This is a genomic window from Streptomyces sp. NPDC048441 (genome assembly GCF_043200235.1).
Lineage (GTDB): Bacteria > Actinomycetota > Actinomycetes > Streptomycetales > Streptomycetaceae > Streptomyces.
The window spans coordinates 238,078-252,509 of the sequence record NZ_JBICXM010000009.1 but is presented as its reverse complement, the minus strand read 5'-3'; the positions used below and the strand labels follow the sequence as shown (position 1 = coordinate 252,509).

Annotated in this window: 17 protein-coding genes and 1 pseudogene; 9 read left to right on the top strand and 9 right to left on the bottom strand. The window is 71.0% G+C overall.

Annotated features, from left to right (window positions below; translation table 11 throughout):
* Window positions 1–65: 65 nt before the first annotated feature.
* The gene (rpmF, locus tag ACGFSB_RS23595; protein WP_393402523.1) at window positions 66–236 is read left to right on the top strand and encodes a 50S ribosomal protein L32; all 171 of its coding nucleotides are present in this window, start codon (window positions 66–68) and stop codon (window positions 234–236) included.
* A 38-nt stretch (window positions 237–274) separates the two neighbouring features.
* Window positions 275–515, top strand: a pseudogene (locus tag ACGFSB_RS23590) (hypothetical protein); the annotation flags it as partial.
* On the opposite strand, the gene ACGFSB_RS23585 reads toward ACGFSB_RS23590, so the two are convergent.
* The 3 genes from ACGFSB_RS23585 to ACGFSB_RS23575 all read right to left on the bottom strand — a co-directional run bounded on the left by ACGFSB_RS23585 (window position 504) and on the right by ACGFSB_RS23575 (window position 2,025).
* On the bottom strand, window positions 504–740 hold the full coding sequence (locus ACGFSB_RS23585) for a hypothetical protein (RefSeq protein ID WP_393402520.1): 237 nt from the start codon (window positions 738–740) through the stop codon (window positions 504–506). The pseudogene ACGFSB_RS23590 and the gene ACGFSB_RS23585 sit on opposite strands and share 12 nt — an antisense overlap.
* A gap of 33 nt (window positions 741–773) precedes the next feature.
* The gene (locus tag ACGFSB_RS23580) at window positions 774–1,421 is read right to left on the bottom strand and encodes a TNT domain-containing protein (RefSeq protein ID WP_393402788.1); all 648 of its coding nucleotides are present in this window, start codon (window positions 1,419–1,421) and stop codon (window positions 774–776) included.
* Window positions 1,422–1,632: 211 nt separating this feature from the next.
* Window positions 1,633–2,025 (bottom strand): STAS domain-containing protein, encoded by a 393-nt coding sequence (locus tag ACGFSB_RS23575; RefSeq protein WP_393402518.1) that lies wholly within the window; start codon window positions 2,023–2,025, stop codon window positions 1,633–1,635.
* Between the two features lie 483 nt (window positions 2,026–2,508).
* Here ACGFSB_RS23575 and ACGFSB_RS23570 point away from each other — a divergent pair, with 483 nt between their 5' ends.
* From ACGFSB_RS23570 to ACGFSB_RS23560, 3 genes are all read left to right on the top strand, one after another.
* On the top strand, window positions 2,509–3,699 hold the full coding sequence (locus tag ACGFSB_RS23570) for a lactonase family protein (protein WP_393402515.1): 1,191 nt from the start codon (window positions 2,509–2,511) through the stop codon (window positions 3,697–3,699).
* Window positions 3,700–3,764: 65 nt separating this feature from the next.
* Window positions 3,765–4,439 carry a TetR/AcrR family transcriptional regulator gene (locus ACGFSB_RS23565; RefSeq protein ID WP_393402513.1) on the top strand — a complete coding sequence of 225 codons (675 nt, stop codon included), beginning with the start codon at window positions 3,765–3,767 and terminating at the stop codon, window positions 4,437–4,439.
* Window positions 4,440–4,447: 8 nt separating this feature from the next.
* On the top strand, window positions 4,448–5,236 hold the full coding sequence (locus ACGFSB_RS23560; protein WP_393402510.1) for an SDR family NAD(P)-dependent oxidoreductase: 789 nt from the start codon (window positions 4,448–4,450) through the stop codon (window positions 5,234–5,236).
* Window positions 5,237–5,278: 42 nt separating this feature from the next.
* Here ACGFSB_RS23560 and ACGFSB_RS23555 read toward each other — a convergent pair whose 3' ends face one another.
* Window positions 5,279–6,487 carry an amidohydrolase family protein gene (locus ACGFSB_RS23555; protein ID WP_393402508.1) on the bottom strand — a complete coding sequence of 403 codons (1,209 nt, stop codon included), beginning with the start codon at window positions 6,485–6,487 and terminating at the stop codon, window positions 5,279–5,281.
* Window positions 6,488–6,604: 117 nt separating this feature from the next.
* On the opposite strand from ACGFSB_RS23555, the gene ACGFSB_RS23550 reads away from it, so the two are divergent.
* The gene (locus tag ACGFSB_RS23550; RefSeq protein WP_393402505.1) at window positions 6,605–6,895 is read left to right on the top strand and encodes a YkvA family protein; all 291 of its coding nucleotides are present in this window, start codon (window positions 6,605–6,607) and stop codon (window positions 6,893–6,895) included.
* Here ACGFSB_RS23550 and ACGFSB_RS23545 read toward each other — a convergent pair.
* The 3 genes from ACGFSB_RS23545 to ACGFSB_RS23535 form a co-directional block, all read right to left on the bottom strand.
* Window positions 6,866–7,585, bottom strand: a complete 720-nt coding sequence (locus tag ACGFSB_RS23545) for a DUF2470 domain-containing protein (RefSeq protein WP_393402502.1) — start codon at window positions 7,583–7,585, stop codon at window positions 6,866–6,868. The two genes, ACGFSB_RS23550 and ACGFSB_RS23545, sit on opposite strands and share 30 nt — an antisense overlap.
* Before the next feature lie 158 nt (window positions 7,586–7,743).
* Window positions 7,744–8,373, bottom strand: a complete 630-nt coding sequence (locus tag ACGFSB_RS23540; RefSeq protein WP_393402499.1) for an MBL fold metallo-hydrolase — start codon at window positions 8,371–8,373, stop codon at window positions 7,744–7,746.
* A complete protein-coding gene (locus ACGFSB_RS23535; protein ID WP_393402496.1) occupies window positions 8,373–9,458 on the bottom strand; it encodes an S-(hydroxymethyl)mycothiol dehydrogenase in 1,086 nt (361 codons plus the stop codon). Before ACGFSB_RS23535 ends, ACGFSB_RS23540 begins: the two co-directional genes overlap by 1 nt.
* 128 nt (window positions 9,459–9,586) lie before the next feature.
* Between ACGFSB_RS23535 and ACGFSB_RS23530 the strand changes: the two genes are divergently transcribed.
* Together ACGFSB_RS23530 and ACGFSB_RS23525 are read left to right on the top strand one after the other, a co-directional pair.
* Window positions 9,587–10,369, top strand: a complete 783-nt coding sequence (locus ACGFSB_RS23530) for an ABC transporter permease (protein ID WP_393402493.1) — start codon at window positions 9,587–9,589, stop codon at window positions 10,367–10,369.
* A 48-nt stretch (window positions 10,370–10,417) separates the two neighbouring features.
* Window positions 10,418–10,909, top strand: coding sequence for a glutathione peroxidase (locus ACGFSB_RS23525; RefSeq protein ID WP_393402490.1), 492 nt, complete (start codon window positions 10,418–10,420; stop codon window positions 10,907–10,909).
* A 119-nt stretch (window positions 10,910–11,028) separates the two neighbouring features.
* Here the strand turns inward: ACGFSB_RS23525 and ACGFSB_RS23520 are convergent, their stop codons facing one another.
* A complete protein-coding gene (locus ACGFSB_RS23520; RefSeq protein WP_393402785.1) occupies window positions 11,029–11,628 on the bottom strand; it encodes a restriction endonuclease in 600 nt (199 codons plus the stop codon).
* Between the two features lie 294 nt (window positions 11,629–11,922).
* Between ACGFSB_RS23520 and ACGFSB_RS23515 the strand changes: the two genes are divergently transcribed.
* Window positions 11,923–13,116 (top strand): D-alanyl-D-alanine carboxypeptidase family protein, encoded by a 1,194-nt coding sequence (locus ACGFSB_RS23515; RefSeq protein ID WP_393402487.1) that lies wholly within the window; start codon window positions 11,923–11,925, stop codon window positions 13,114–13,116.
* Window positions 13,117–13,183: 67 nt separating this feature from the next.
* Here ACGFSB_RS23515 and ACGFSB_RS23510 read toward each other — a convergent pair whose 3' ends face one another.
* Window positions 13,184–14,404, bottom strand: a complete 1,221-nt coding sequence (locus ACGFSB_RS23510; protein WP_393402485.1) for a lipase family protein — start codon at window positions 14,402–14,404, stop codon at window positions 13,184–13,186.
* Window positions 14,405–14,432: the final 28 nt, after the last annotated feature.

The following is a 14,432-nucleotide window of genomic DNA, read 5'->3' as shown; positions in this document are numbered from 1 at the left end:
CTAATTCGAAATGGGATCCATTTTCATATAGCCTCGACGTCCCACGCCGAGAAAGGACCGAAACCATGGCCGTACCCAAGCGGAAAATGTCCCGCAGCAACACCCGTCACCGCCGAGCACAGTGGAAGGCCAGCACCCCGCGGCTCGTGCCGGTCACCGTCGACGGCTCCGCCCATCTGGTGCCCCAGCGACTGGCCAAGGCGTACGAGCGCGGCCTGCTGCGCCCCGAGGGCTGACGGGTTTGAGCGGGCGACTGCCGGTGACCGTTCTGTCCGCGGCCCGCGTCGCGACCGCGACCCACGGCCACGTCGATCCCCGACAGGTCCTGGGCACCGGCCTGTTCGACCTGGAGCGGGCACAGCAGGCCCCAGGATGGGTGCGAGAGCTGAACGGCGATCACGTTCCGGAGACCGGAGGAGCACGGGATCTCGGGGGATGACCCGTTCCCCGCGTGGGACACGTACGGCATCGACGACGCCTGCGAGCACGAGGCGCTCGCCGTCTCACAGCAGTAGCCGCAGCAGCTGCGCGCAGGCTTCCCCCTCGTCCGTGTGCCGGTCGAGGGGGTGGTGCGTTCCGCGTTCGTACGTTCCGGTCTCCCACGCCCCGCCGCCCCCGGTTCTCCGCAGATAGACGAAGTCGGGGGGCGTGGGGGCCGGTTCGTGGACGCCCTCGATCCAGTAGTAGCCGTCGGCGACACCGGCTTCGCGCAGTGCGGCGGGCAGCCCACGGATGTCCATCGGTACGACAGGGCCTCTCGTTCGGATCAGGCCCTAGTCGTTCGCGGGCTCGAGGTAGCCGTGGTCGAGGAGCCACTTCACGTTCAGGCGCTGCCCCTCACCCGGGTTCAGGAACACCGGGTCGAGCTTGATCTGCTGACCTCCGCCGGGCTGCGCGAACCAGGGGGCGATGCCGCCCTGCCAGACGGAGAACGGCTTGCTCACCTCGTAAACGCGATAGTCGCAAGCGACCGCGGCGTCACGGGTGTTGAGGTTCTGCGGGGGCAGCGCGCGCTCGGCGTACGAGTCACCGGCGGGGGCCAGGAACGAGCCGTACTCCGAGCCGAAGCGGTCCAGGAGCTCGCCCTCCGCCAGCTCCTCGGGGTGCTTGTCGACCTGGCCGTTGACCGTCTCGAAACCGTCGTTCGGCGGGTACTTCCAGCCGCCCGATTCGGCGGGGCCTTCCCAGTACTTCTTGAGGAACGACGACGGCGACAGACCGCCCGTACGCTGCCAGCCCTTGAGCAGCGGACCGACCGGCTCCTGCCACTTCTTGGGGAGCCACTTCGGGCCGAGGCGGGCGTCCTTGTGGAACTCGCCGGTGCAGGGCTCATGCCGCGCCGCGGACGAAGACGCCGCTGCCGCCGGCGCCGCCGCCGGCTGCGGCTCCGCGGACGCCGTCGCGATGGGTGCGGCCGCCATCGCGGTCGCCACGCCCAGGGCGGACAGCACTGTACGGATCCGGATCACAGAACTGCGGTCCACTCAGCAACTCCTCGCGTATCCACGGGAAACGGATAAACAACTCGCACACCGTATCGGAGCAGTGGCTCACAGTGGTCGATTTCCGTAGCGGTGGACCCACGGGAACGGGCCGAAAATTTGGCCGGAAGCGGGCGGGACCCTGCTTCACCTAGGCCGGAATGTCATCGCCGTCGGGCAAGTCAAGGTCGCCGGGCCCGTCGAGCTCGACGGGCATGACGTCGAGGACGGTGAAGCTGCGGTCGAGCCGGGTGATGCGCAGGACCCGCCAGACGCGCGGCCTGCTGCGGACGAGCCGCAGGCTGCGCCGTCTCGCCGCCGCATGGCCCTTGACACGCACAAGGAGCCGCAGGCCACCGGCGTCCAGAAACGTCACCTGCCGCAGGTCCGCCACGATGCCGGGGCCGGGCCGGTCCACTAACTCCGCCAAACCCGGCGCGAGTTCCTGGTCGGCCCAGGCATCCAGTTCACCGCGGAATGTCAGAACGAGCGACCCGCCCACCACCTGGTGGCGCAACCCGAAGCCCGGGTCGGACGTACCCATGGTCCACCCCCAAAGTCCCTGCACCCCGCATACGAAGAGTTACGACAACGCGAGCGGCGCGGCCCGTGAGACCGGCGCCCGACGCCGCCGGGGTCTGGGGCGGCACCGCGATTGGCATCTACATCTTGCCCGCTCAAGGCCAGTTCATACCTTCGAGTGACATCATCGGCCAGCATGGGACGTTACGCGACACATCTCGGTGCCCCACCCATCATCGTCACTCTCCGTATCTGATGCGGCGTGGAGGCCGCAAGCGGAGGGGGCGCATCAGGAGCGCGTAGACGGTCACCGCCACGGGCGATTCCACCGGGCAGGGCGAGGTCCGCGCCGCCTGGAGACGCCTGGAGACGCCTGGAGACGCCTGGAGACCGTGCGAGCCATCGCAACTCTGGTTGTACCTCTTGTCCTCGGACGTTTGGGGGCAGCACTGTGATGGTCACATGCGTCACCACCGACACATGGGTTGCGGACATGGAGGCAGACATGACCGGCACGACGGGCGAGACCGACGGGCACCGCACGGCGGGCGACTGGGGGCGGCGCGGATTCATCGGAGCGCTCGCCGTCGCTGTCGGCACCACCATCTCCGCTTCCACGCCCGCGGCGGCCGCCGCGCCCTTGGTCCGGCCCCCGCGTCGCGCACGGCCCCTCTTCCTCGGCACGTACACCACCCAGCCAGGCGGCGGCACCGGCCTCGGTCTGGCGACGTACGACGAGACCACGGGGCACATCACCGGCACCGGGACCCTGACCGGCGTGCCCGATCCCTCCTACCTCTGCCTCCACCCTTCGGGCAGGACTCTCTACACCGTCAATGAGCGGGAAGAGGGTGGCGTGACCGCGGTCTCACTCTCCCCGGAGACGGGAGAACCCCGGGTCATCGGCACGCGGAGCACCGGCGGCGCCGGGCCCTGCCAGCTGTCCGTACATCCCAGCGGGCGATGGCTGTTCAGCGCCAACTATCTCTCCGGGAGCGTGACCGTCCACCCCATCGAAGACGGCGGCGCAGTGGGCGAGTCGACCGATCTGGTCACACACTCCAGCCCTCCCCCCGGTCCGGGGCAGGACGGGCCGCACGCCCATCAGATCGTGACCAGCCCGGACGGCGGGCACATCCTCGCCGTCGACCTGGGCAACGACACGGTCTACACCTACCGCCTCGACACGAAGAAGGGGACGCTCACCCAGGTCTCGTACGCCTCCCTGCGGCCCGGCGCGGGGCCCCGCCATCTGACCTTCCACCCCTCAGGGCGCTACGCCTATCTGGCCAACGAGGTCGACAACACCGTGGTCGTCTGCGCGTACGACCCGGTCGACGGTCGGCTGACCCCGGGTACGCCACAGTCCACCGGCACCGGTGAGGGCACCAGCTATCCGGCACAGTTCGCCGTCACACGCGAGGGCCGTTTCGCCTATCTCGCCAACCGCGGGCACAACAGCCTCACGCGGTACGCCGTCGATGCGGGCGGCGCCCGGCTGCGGCTGCTCGACACCGTGCCCGTCGGCGGGGACTTCCCGCGCCACATCGCCTTCTCGCCGTCCCAGCGGCTGCTGTTCGCGGCCAACCAGAAGTCGAGCTCGGTGAGCGTCTTCCAAGTGGCGAGCAGCGGCGAACTCCGCCTGACGGGAACGCCGTTCGCCGCTCCCCTCGCGGTGTGCGCGCTGCCGCTGTAGGACTCTGCTTGAGTCCCGTCGGGACAGATGTCCCATTGGGACATCATGGGTGTACAGTCGAAGACATGAACGATCGGAGCGGCGAGGACCGCAGACAGCGCAAGGCCCGGCAGACCCGGGAAGCGCTCGCCGACGCGGCCATCGAGCTGATCCTGGAGCACGGCCTCGCGGCCGTCACCGTGGAGGCCATCGCCGAGCGCGCCGACGTCACGCGCCGAACCTTCAGCCGTCACTTCGGCGGCAAGGAGGCCGCGGCGCTCGACTTCACCCGCGCCGACGGCGACCGCATCAACGCGGCCCTGCGGGTCCGTCCCGCCGACGAGCCCCCGCTGGCCGCCTATCGCGCGGCCGTGCGGGACTGGCTCACCGACCCGGAGGCCCCGGGTGCGCGCCGCCGGGCCCCCAGGCGGGCGCTGCTCGCGCTCGTCGACACGGAGCCCGCGCTGTTCGCCGCGTACGAACGCGTCCGGGTCAACGCCCAGGACGAATCCGTCCGGATCATCGCCGACCGCCTCGGCACCGACCCCGCCCGGGACCAGCGCCCGGCCGTAGTCGTCGGCGCCGCCGCCGGAGTGCTGACCGCCGCCCTGCGCAGCTGGGCCCGCGGCGTACACGCCGAAGACGCCGACGCCGCCGACGACACGGACGACGCAGACCTCGCCGCGCATGTGGAGCGGGCCTACGCCGTTCTCACCGGGGAGGCCGCCCTCGCGGCCCCCCACATCGCAACAGGAAAGTGAAGAGCACCATGAGCACATCCCCCGCCACCACCACCGTCCCCGACTACGCCACCGAGTTCGCGGGCAGGACCGCGCTGATCACGGGGGCCGCCTCCGGCATCGGCCTGGCCACCGCCCGCCGTGTGGGCCGGGGTGGGGCGAACGTCGTCATCGCCGACTACAACGCCGATGGCGCGGAGAAGGCCGCCGCCGAGCTGACGGCCGAGGGCATCAAGGCCTCGGCCGTCGCCGTGGACGTCACCGAGCCCGCGTCGGTCGAGGCCGCCGTGCGGTTCGCCGTCGACACGTTCGGCGCGCTCGACCTCGCGGTCAACAACGCGGGCATCGGCGGAGAGAGCAAGCCGACGGGCGCGTACGACATCGAGGTGTACAACCGCGTCGTGCGCACCAACCTCGACGGTGTCTTCTACTCGATGCGCTACGAACTCCCCGCCATGGAGGCCGCGGGCGCCGGCGCCATCGTGAACGTCGCCTCGATCCTCGGCTCCGTCGGTTTCGCGGGCTCCCCCGCCTACGTCGCCGCCAAGCACGGCGTCGTCGGCCTCACCAAGACGGCCGCCGCCGAGTACGCGGCGAAGGGGATCCGTGTGAACGCGGTCGGCCCCGGCTTCATCGAGACCCCGCTCCTGCAGAACATGGACAAGGAGGCGTACGACGCCCTGGTCTCCCTGCACCCGGCGGGCCGCCTCGGTCACTCCGACGAGGTCGCCGAGCTGATCGTGTTCCTGCTCTCCGAGCGGGCCTCGTTCATCCACGGCAGCTACCACCTGGTGGACGGCGTGTACACCGCCCGCTGATCCCCCTTCCCCGTTTTCCGGGTTCGTCGGCGGTCCGATCGGTCACTCATGGTCCGCCACCGTGCCGTTCGCCATGACCAGGCGTACGTCACCCAGGGCCGCGACGTCACTGAGCGGATCGCCGTGCACGGCGATCAGGTCGGCGCGGTAGCCCGCGGCCAGGCGTCCGACGTGGTCGGCGATGCCCAGTGCGTCGGCGGCCTCCGTGGTCGCCATGTCGATGACGCGGTCGGGTTCCACCCCCAGGTGCTGGTAGAAGCCGAGGCTCTGGGCCAGGCCGTCGCAGCCCGCGCGCTGGACTCCCGCGTCCGTCCCGGCGATCAGCCGCGCGCCGCGCTCCGCCATCGTGCGGACCTGGTCGAACATCGCCTCGGCCCGCTCGGCGCCGAAGAACATGGGCAGCATCCGCCAGTTCGGGCTGACCGTGGGGCAGATCCGGATGCCCTTGGCGACGATGGCGTCCAGCACGTCCTCGCGCAGGTCGAGGCCCTTGCGGGTCATCCAGGTGCAGTGCTCGATGGTGTCGACGCCCGCCAGCACGGCTGCCACGATCCCGGCCGTGCCGTGTCCATGGGCGGCGACCGGCAGACCGGCCCGGTGCGCCTCACGGACGATCACGCGGAGCTCGGGGGCGCCGAACTGGGACTGCCAGGTGGCGGGGCCGCCTCGGGTGAGGCCGCCACCGGTGGCCATCACCTTGATGACGTCGGCGCCCAGCTCGGCGTTGCGCCGCACCAGGGCACGGATCTCGTCCTCGCCCTCGACCTCACCGCCGAGGAACCAGCAGTGGCCGCCCTTGGTGGTCAGCGGTGTGGTGGCGGCGACGATCCGCGGCCCCGGCACCTCGGACGCGGTGATCGCCTCGCGCAGGCGCAGAGTGAGCCGGCCCCGGTCACCCAGATCGCGCACCGTGGTGACACCGCTGCGCAGGAACTGGAGCGCCCGCTCCTCCATCGCCGCCATGAGCGTGGTCTCACTGTGCGCGTCGAGGACGGCGACCGGGTCCTTGCTCGCGTCGAAGACCAGGTGGACATGGGCGTCGATCAGGCCGGGAAGCACCGTGGCGTCGGGCAGGGCGATCCGCTGCGCCACGCCGCGTACCAAGGGCTCGACCTCGGCGAGGGTGCCCGCGGCGACGATGTCCGCACCCTCCGTCAGGACGGCGCCGTCCGTGACGTGCCGGCCACGCGGCCCGGTCAGAACCCGCTTGGCCGTGATCAGCGTCTGGCTCGTCTGGCTCGTCTGGCCCATCTCGGCCTTTCCCGGAAGGAGTGTGGAGGAGCTGGCGGTGATGCCGGCCTCCATAATCGGTCATGGGAAGGCAGAACGTCCGTCACGGGAGGGCGTTGGAACGGAGGTCAGGGTCTGATGAGTACGGACGTCATGCCCCTCCTCGTCATCGGAGCGGTGCTTGTCGCCGTGCCGCTCGCGGTCGCGATCACGCTGCTCGTACGTCTGGTCCGCGCGCGGCGGACGCTGCGCAGGGCCGGGCTTCCGGTCGAGCGTCAGTGGGTGTTCTGGGGTGCGGTCGCCTATCTCGTCCTGCCGGCGGATCTGCTGCCGGACCCGGTGTATCTCGATGACATCGGCGTCCTGGTGCTCGCGCTCCGGTCGATGCGGTCGGCGGGTTCAGGCGTCGGGGGGCGTGGGGCGCAGTAGGGGACGGCGCAGGTGCCGGGCCTTGGTCAGCAGGATGTGCATGCGCTCGGTGACCTGGGCGACATCCTCGACGGGTTCGTCGAAGGCGAGGCGGACATCGGCCTGGCCGCGCACCCGCTCGAGCCGCAGCGTGAGCGCGTAGCGGTCGATGGCGACCGGCCGTACGCGCACCACACCGTGCAGGCTGTCGGCACCGACGAGCCGGGTCAGCTGCTCGACGGCGTCCTCGTGCGCGTCGGCGAGGTGGGTGAGCAGCCGCGCCTCGGCCTCCGCGAGCGGGTCGGGGGCGGCGAGAGCGAGTTCATCGAGGTCGATGCCGATCCGCCCGCCGGTCGCGTCGTGCAGGACGGCGCAGGTCGGCGCGAAGATGAACCCCTCCCCGTCGGGCACCAGGGACCCCGAGAGCCAGAGCCGGGCCCGGATCCGGTCCCTGACCGGCACGGGCGAGACGTCGGCGAACTCCACCAGGGTGGAGGGTTCGCCGCGCGGCGCGCAGATCATCGCGGTGGCCAGCGCGCTGTCGGGTGGCGGCGACAGCAGGAGGATGCCCTCCGGCGTGACGCTGTGCGCGCCGACGAGCTCATCCCTGCCGATCTCCGTGGTCACCGCGCAGGACCACGCGGTGGTGAGCAGCGAGCGAGCGCGTGCCGCAGCGGTGGGCACGGACGTGCTGGCGTGACGGACACCCATCCTTCAACCTCCATTAGGTAAGCCTTGCCTAACTTATCGGAGATCGCGGAACAGGGCCAGTACGCGACCAGTACGCGAAAGGCCCCGCGCGGCGAACCACGCGGGGCCTTGGCGCGTACGCGGGACAGGGCCCTTGTCGCGTACGTCAGTTGAGGAGCTCAGTGACCGCGGGCGATCCACTCCTCCAGCTGCGGCGCCTCAGCGCCGACCGTCGTGCTGTCGCCGTGCCCGGTCCGCACCACCGTCTGAGGCGGCAGTGTGAGGAGCCGGTCCCGGATCGACTCGACGATCGTCGGGAAGTCGCTGAACGACCGGCCCGTCGCTCCGGGCCCGCCCGCGAAGAGCGTGTCGCCGGTGAAGACCGCGCCCAGGGCGGGCGCGTAGAGGCTGACGGCGCCCAGGCAGTGGCCCGGCGTGTGCAGCACCTTCAACTCCACGCCCGCCACGGTGAGTTCCTGACCGTCGGACAGCTCACCGTCGGGGGCACGCTCGGGGTGCGTCTGCTTCCACAGCTCCGCGTCGGCGGGGTGCAGCAGGATCGGCGCGCCGGTGCGGGCGGCGAGTGCCGGGGCCGCGTCGATGTGGTCGTCGTGGGCGTGAGTGCACACGATCGCGACGACCCGGCGCTCACCGACCGCCGCCGCGATGGCGTCCGCGTCGTGCGCGGCGTCGATGACGACGACCTCGCTGTCGTCCCCCACGATCCATACGTTGTTGTCGACGTCCCAGGTGCCCCCGTCGAGGGAGAACGTGCCCGATGTGACCAGGTGGTCGATGCGCGCCGCCATCAGAAGACCACCACCGAACGCAGGACATCCCCGTGGTGCATTCGCTCGAACGCCTTCTCCACGTCCGCCAGGGCGATCGTCTCCGTGACGAAGGCGTCCAGGTCGAGCCGCCCCTGCTGGTAGAGGTCGATGAGCATCGGGAAGTCGCGTGAGGGCAGGCAGTCGCCGTACCAGCTCGACTTGAGCGCACCGCCGCGCCCGAAGACGTCCAGGAGCGGCAGATCGATACGCATCTCCGGGGTCGGCACGCCGACCAGGACGACCGTGCCCGCCAAATCACGGGCGTAGAAGGCCTGTTCATACGTCTCTGGGCGGCCGACCGCCTCGATGACGACGTCGGCGCCATTGCCGTCGGTCAGCTCGCGGATCGCCTCGACGGGGTCGCCCGCGCGGGAGTTGACGGTGTGCGTGGCGCCGAGGCTCTTCGCCGTGTCCAGCTTCTTGTCGTCGATGTCGACGGCGATGACCTTCGCCGCCCCGGCGAGCCGTGCGCCCACGACCGCCGCGTTGCCGACGCCGCCGCAGCCGATGACGGCGACCGAGTCGCCGCGGCCCACGTTGCCGGTGTTGATGGCGGCGCCGAGACCGGCCATGACGCCGCAGCCGAGGAGCCCCGCCGCGGCGGGCGAGGCGTTCGGGTCGACCTTGGTGCACTGTCCGGCGGCGACGAGGGTCTTCTCCGCGAAGGCACCGATGCCGAGCGCGGGCGAGAGCTCGGTGCCGTCCGTGAGGGTCATCTTCTGCTTGGCGTTGTGCGTGTCGAAGCAGTACTGGGGACGGCCGCGCAGGCACGCCCGGCACTGACCGCACACCGCACGCCAGTTGAGGATCACGAAGTCGCCGGGCGCGACCTCGGTGACACCGTCGCCGACCGACTCGACGACGCCCGCCGCCTCATGACCGAGGAGGAAGGGGAACTCGTCGTTGATGCCGCCCTCGCGGTAGTGCAGATCGGTATGACAGACCCCGCAGGCCTGAATCCGCACCACGGCTTCCCCCGGCCCCGGGTCCGGCACGACGATCGTCTCGATCCGTACCGGCTCGCCCTTCGCGCGCGCGATCACGCCCTGCACCTGCTGCGCCATGAGGTCAGCCCTTCTGTCTTCCGGCATCACATGTACTCCCGGCATCCTCACAGACCGAGCCCCCGCACGACGACCCCGGTCGCACGGCTTACTGCTCCGGGGGACGCGTCGCCGCCTAGTGTGGGCGCGTGCGTGATCTCGCTGCTCAGGCCCTGCTTCCGGTCAACGCGACACTCGGTGCGGCGCTGCTTGTGCTGCTGCTCGCCGCGGCCACCACGGCCGCCGTGTTCCGCCTGTCCCCCGACGGGTCGTACAGCAGGGCGCGGGAAATCCTCGTGGCCGGGGTGCGGGCAGCGGTGCAGCTGGGCGTGGTGTCCCTGGTGATCGGCTGGGTGATCCACCACACCGCGGCGCTCTTCGCCTTCCTGCTCCTGATGCTCGCCGTCGCCACCCGCACCGCGGGGCGCCGCATCACCGCGAACGGCAGCTGGTGGTGGGCGGCACTCCCGATCGCGGGCCCCGTGGTCCCGGTGGTGACCGGGCTCGCCCTTGCCGGTCTCCTTCCGGTGCGCGGCGTCGCCATGATCCCCGTGACCGGCATCCTCATCGGCGGGGCGCTGACCGCGACGGTGCTCGGCGGGCGCCGGGGCCTGGATGAACTCCACTCCCGCAAGGGCGAGTTCGAGGCGGGTCTGGCCCTCGGACTGCTCGATCGGGACGCCCGCCTCGAGGTGATCCGCCCCGCCGCCTCCGACGCCCTGCTGCCCGGCCTCGACCAGACCCGCACGGTGGGTCTGGTCACGCTGCCCGGCGCGTTCGTCGGTATGCTCCTGGGCGGCGCGTCGCCGGTGCTCGCCGGGGCGGTGCAGCTGTTCGTGCTGATCGCCCTGGTGGCGGTCCAGGCGATCGCGGTGGCGCTGACGGTGGAGCTCGTCGCCCGCGGGCAGCTGAACCGGGCGGTTCCGGGGTGAGAGCGCCGGAGTGATCGGCGTCGCTCCGTGCGCGTAGGCTCCATGACCATGTCTGTTTACGAAGATGCAGAGATCGGCGCCCTCCAGGGCGGGTCCGCGAATCTGGGCCAGTACCTGGGCAAGGCCGTCCTGATCGTCAACGTCGCCTCCAAGTGCGGGCTCACCCCGCAGTACGCGGGCCTCGAGCGCCTGCACGCTCAGTACGCGGCACGCGGCTTCACCGTCATCGGCGTGCCCTGCAACCAGTTCATGGGCCAGGAGCCCGGTACGTCGGACGAGATCGCGGAGTTCTGCTCGGCGACGTACGGCGTGACCTTCCCGATGACCGAGAAGACCGACGTCAACGGCGACGCCCGGCACCCGCTGTACACGAACCTGGTCGACACGGCGGACGCCGAGGGGCACACCGGGGACATCCGGTGGAACTTCGAGAAGTTCGTGATCGCACCCGACGGAACGGTCGCCGCGCGGTTCTCGCCGAAGGCGGAGCCGGACTCCGCCGAGGTCGTCGCCGCCATCGAGAAGGTCCTTCCGGCCTGACACCGGCCCGTGCCGCCTCGGGGCAGTGTCCGGACCGCCGGGCGCTGCCCCGGGGTGAGCCGGCGTCGACGGCGGGATGCCGCGTGAGACCGCCCTCGCGACTCCCCTCGCGCACGGCGCTATCCGTACGTCTTCCTCCATCGCGCCCGGTGCCGGTTGTCCCCCTGCCCCGCGCCGCTGACACCGAGCAGCGAATCCAGGGAAGTGCCGCTGTTCCACAGGCCCAGGTGGTCGCGGTGTACGGCCACGATGCCGTGCTCCGCCGCGAAGGCCTCCGAGGGCCGGCTGAACCGCGTGGTCGTCACGAAGATCGCCACGTCCGCCCCGAAGTGCACCCGCGAGCCGAGCAGATCGCGCAGTTCGCGGCTCGCGATCGCGCTGGTCGGCGCATAGCGCTTGCACTGGACGACCATGGACCGGCCGTCCGGGAGCCGCCCGACGACATCGGCGCCGTTGTCCCCCGCCCCGCCCACGCGGCGCACCTCGGTGCACCCGTCCCTGCGGCAGAGCCCGGCGACCAGCTCCTCGAACTCGGTGCCGGTCATCGCGTCCACCTCGGCGAGCGTCCGGTGCCCTGCCCGCACCGCGTCCGCACGCCGCCACGCGAGATCACGGCCGCGCGCCATCCGGTCCGTACGCCACAGCCACCACCCCACGGAACCGAGGCCACCGATGATCAATACCCCCGCCGCATAGGGCCAGATCGCCGACCAGAACATCACCACCAGGAGCAGCAGCAGAGCGCCGCCCACCGCTCCCCTCCTGAGCCGCGCCTCGCGCCGCCTGCGTGCCGCCGTGCGTCGTCCCCGTCGAACCGTGCGCCGTCCCCGTCGAGCGGTCATCCGTGCCCCCTCCGCCACGTCCACCGTCCTTGGCAAGCAGTCTGGGCAGCGGGCGCGGGTTCGGGAAGAGCGCGTCGGCACACGTCGCATCCCCTCTCCCCCACCCGCCCCATACATCCAGCCGGACCAAGCTGACCTGCGAGCTACGGGCCGCGCTCCTACGGTGGCTGAATGGTCATCAGGTACCTCCCGCGCTCCTCATCCGTCCGCACCGCGGCCCTCGCGCTCGCTGCCCTGGTCCTCCTGCCCACCCCCTTCGCGGCGGCGTCCCAGGGCCCCCCGGCCGAGCCCGCGCCGCCCAAGCCCGCGCCCGCGTACTCCTCGAACCTCCTCGACAAGCCGGGCGTCCACGCCAGGCCGGGCGCTGCCGCTCCGGCCGTCCCTGACGGTGTGTCCGCTCTCTCCTGGGTGGTGGCCGACGCCCATACGGGCGAAGTGCTCGCCGCGCGCGACGCGCACCGGCGGCTGCCGCCCGCCTCCACCCTGAAGTCGCTCTTCGCTCTCACGGCCCTGCCCCACCTGGACCCCGTGGCGCGGCACAAGGTCACCGCGAGCGAGCTCGCCGAAGTCGCGGAGGGCAGCAGTCGTGTGGGCGTCGAGGCGGGGTTCAGCTACAGCGTCGCCGATCTGTGGCGTGGCGTGTTCCTCAGCTCCGGCAACGACGCCGTGCATGTACTCGCCAAGCTCAACGGCGGCTGGCAGCAGACCGCCCGGCAGATGCGCGCCAAGGCCCGCGCCCTGGGCGCCCGCGACACCCAGGTGGTCTCCCCGGACGGATACGACGCGGCCGGGCAGGTCTCATCGGCGTACGACCTGGCGGTCTTCGGCCGGGCGGGGCTCGCGGATCCGGACTTCGCCCGTTACTGCTCGACGTCCGTCGCCAAGTTCCCCAACGGCAACTGGTCCTACCCCATCCAGAACACCAACCGGCTCCTCACCGGAGCCGACGGCGTGGCGCCCTACCCCGGCCTGCTCGGCATCAAGAACGGCTACACCACCCACGCGGGCAACACCCTCATCAGTGCGGCGCAGCGCGGTGGCCGCACCCTCGTCGTGTCGGTGATGAACCCTCAGGCGGGCGGCGGATACACCGTGTACGAGGAGGCCAGGTCGCTCCTCGACTGGGGGTTCAAGGCGGCGGGACACACCAGGCCGGTGGGTTCGCTGCTCCCCAAGAGCGGGACGACCGTGCAGCGGGGCACGGCACAGGGCCCCGCGCACGCTGGCGAGCTCGCCGCCCACTCGGTCGAGGCCGACGGCTCGGACTGGCCCGCGATCCTGCTCGTCGGCGCGGGTTCCGTGGCCCTGCTCGCGGGTGCGGTCGTGGTGACCCGGCGGCGGAGGGCCGCCGTTTCCCGCTTCTAGGGCCCTTCTGGACGAGCGGACGGTCGGGTGCACCCTCCGCTCGGCCAGCCGTTGCCGGTGGCGCGCTTCAGCCGGTCTTCGCCGACGCGTCGAAGAACCTGACGATCCGGGGCAGGGCTTGCCGCACCGATCCGTTGTGGTCGTAGTCGCCGACGTCGGTCAGCCGGCGTGCGGCGCCGTTCCTCGTCAACTGGTCGGCACAGTACGTCGCGTGGCTGAAGTCGACGTCCTTGTCGCCCCGGCCGTGGAAGATCTCCACCGGTACGTTCGGCCGCCAGTCGCACGTGTCGTCCATCGGGCGCAGCTTGTCTTTCAGGACACCGTCGGGCGTGCGGACCTTGTTCAGGAAGTCCTCGGTGAACAGGTCCTTGGAGGCTGCCGGGAGTTTACTGAGGATCTCCTCGGCGGTGTGATGGCCGTCGAAGAGATCCTCCACCTCGGTGTCGTAGGGGGAGCGGAAGACATCGCCGGGTGACGTGTAAAGGCCGTACGTCTTGTTCCAGGCGGTGGCGAAGTAGGCGAGGTAGATGCCGGATTTATCGATCTTGTCGTCGGCCGCGGCGGCTTCGAAGGCCGAGAGGTTGTAGGGGCCGCTGACCGGTGCGAGTGCTCCCAGCCTGAAGTAGCGTTCGGCGCCCTCCTGTTGGAGCGCCCGGCCTACCAGCATGGTCGCGGGACCGCCCTGAGAGAAACCGCTGACCTGCACCTTCCGCTTGAGCTCCCGGCCGCTTCGGTGGGCAAGGGTCCGGGCCGCACGCAGGCCGTCCACCGAGGCCGCGACGGTGGCCCGAGGGTCACCGTAGGGGTGGAAGCCTTCGCCCGAGCCGAGGCCGACATAGTCGGGCGCCGATACGGCCCGCCCGGTCGAGGCGAACAGCAGGGCGGCGAGCCGGTCGTTCGACTTCGGATTCTCCGAGGCGACGTCCTTGCGGTAGACGGTGGTGCCGTGCAGCCAGGAGACGGTGGACAGGTGGCGCGCCCCGTTCTTGGGCAGGACGACGAGTTGGCTCGCGGTCGTGGGGGCGCCCGCGCTGTCAGTGGTGCGGTAGGTGACCCGATAGGCGGCCACGCCGTAGCGGACCTGGGACGCGTCGATCTTTCCCCGGAGTTCCCCGGCCACTTCCTCCGCTGCGAGGTCGGCCACTTGCTCGACGGAGACGACGGCCCCGCCTTGTGCCCGCTCGCTGCGGGAGCCGGCCGCCGCCGAGACCGGAGTCAGCAGGGCAGACACGCTGCCGAGGACCGCCGCACCAGCCAGAATCCGAATTTCTGTTCGTCGTAAAGTCATGGATGGATCATGCCCGGCGGCCGCTCCG

What these genes read in the sequence shown, in the direction of transcription:
- rpmF (WP_393402523.1), top strand. Translation starts at nt 66, where the DNA reads ATGGCCGTACCCAAGCGGAAAATGTCCCGCAGCAACACCCGTCACCGC.
- ACGFSB_RS23585 (WP_393402520.1), bottom strand. Translation starts at nt 740, where the DNA reads ATGGACATCCGTGGGCTGCCCGCCGCACTGCGCGAAGCCGGTGTCGCC.
- ACGFSB_RS23580 (WP_393402788.1), bottom strand. Translation starts at nt 1,421, where the DNA reads ATGGCGGCCGCACCCATCGCGACGGCGTCCGCGGAGCCGCAGCCGGCG.
- ACGFSB_RS23575 (WP_393402518.1), bottom strand. Translation starts at nt 2,025, where the DNA reads ATGGGTACGTCCGACCCGGGCTTCGGGTTGCGCCACCAGGTGGTGGGC.
- ACGFSB_RS23570 (WP_393402515.1), top strand. Translation starts at nt 2,509, where the DNA reads ATGACCGGCACGACGGGCGAGACCGACGGGCACCGCACGGCGGGCGAC.
- ACGFSB_RS23565 (WP_393402513.1), top strand. Translation starts at nt 3,765, where the DNA reads ATGAACGATCGGAGCGGCGAGGACCGCAGACAGCGCAAGGCCCGGCAG.
- ACGFSB_RS23560 (WP_393402510.1), top strand. Translation starts at nt 4,448, where the DNA reads ATGAGCACATCCCCCGCCACCACCACCGTCCCCGACTACGCCACCGAG.
- ACGFSB_RS23555 (WP_393402508.1), bottom strand. Translation starts at nt 6,487, where the DNA reads ATGGGCCAGACGAGCCAGACGAGCCAGACGCTGATCACGGCCAAGCGG.
- ACGFSB_RS23550 (WP_393402505.1), top strand. Translation starts at nt 6,605, where the DNA reads ATGAGTACGGACGTCATGCCCCTCCTCGTCATCGGAGCGGTGCTTGTC.
- ACGFSB_RS23545 (WP_393402502.1), bottom strand. Translation starts at nt 7,585, where the DNA reads ATGGGTGTCCGTCACGCCAGCACGTCCGTGCCCACCGCTGCGGCACGC.
- ACGFSB_RS23540 (WP_393402499.1), bottom strand. Translation starts at nt 8,373, where the DNA reads ATGGCGGCGCGCATCGACCACCTGGTCACATCGGGCACGTTCTCCCTC.
- ACGFSB_RS23535 (WP_393402496.1), bottom strand. Translation starts at nt 9,458, where the DNA reads ATGGCGCAGCAGGTGCAGGGCGTGATCGCGCGCGCGAAGGGCGAGCCG.
- ACGFSB_RS23525 (WP_393402490.1), top strand. Translation starts at nt 10,418, where the DNA reads ATGTCTGTTTACGAAGATGCAGAGATCGGCGCCCTCCAGGGCGGGTCC.
- ACGFSB_RS23520 (WP_393402785.1), bottom strand. Translation starts at nt 11,628, where the DNA reads ATGTTCTGGTCGGCGATCTGGCCCTATGCGGCGGGGGTATTGATCATC.
- ACGFSB_RS23515 (WP_393402487.1), top strand. Translation starts at nt 11,923, where the DNA reads ATGGTCATCAGGTACCTCCCGCGCTCCTCATCCGTCCGCACCGCGGCC.
- ACGFSB_RS23510 (WP_393402485.1), bottom strand. Translation starts at nt 14,404, where the DNA reads ATGACTTTACGACGAACAGAAATTCGGATTCTGGCTGGTGCGGCGGTC.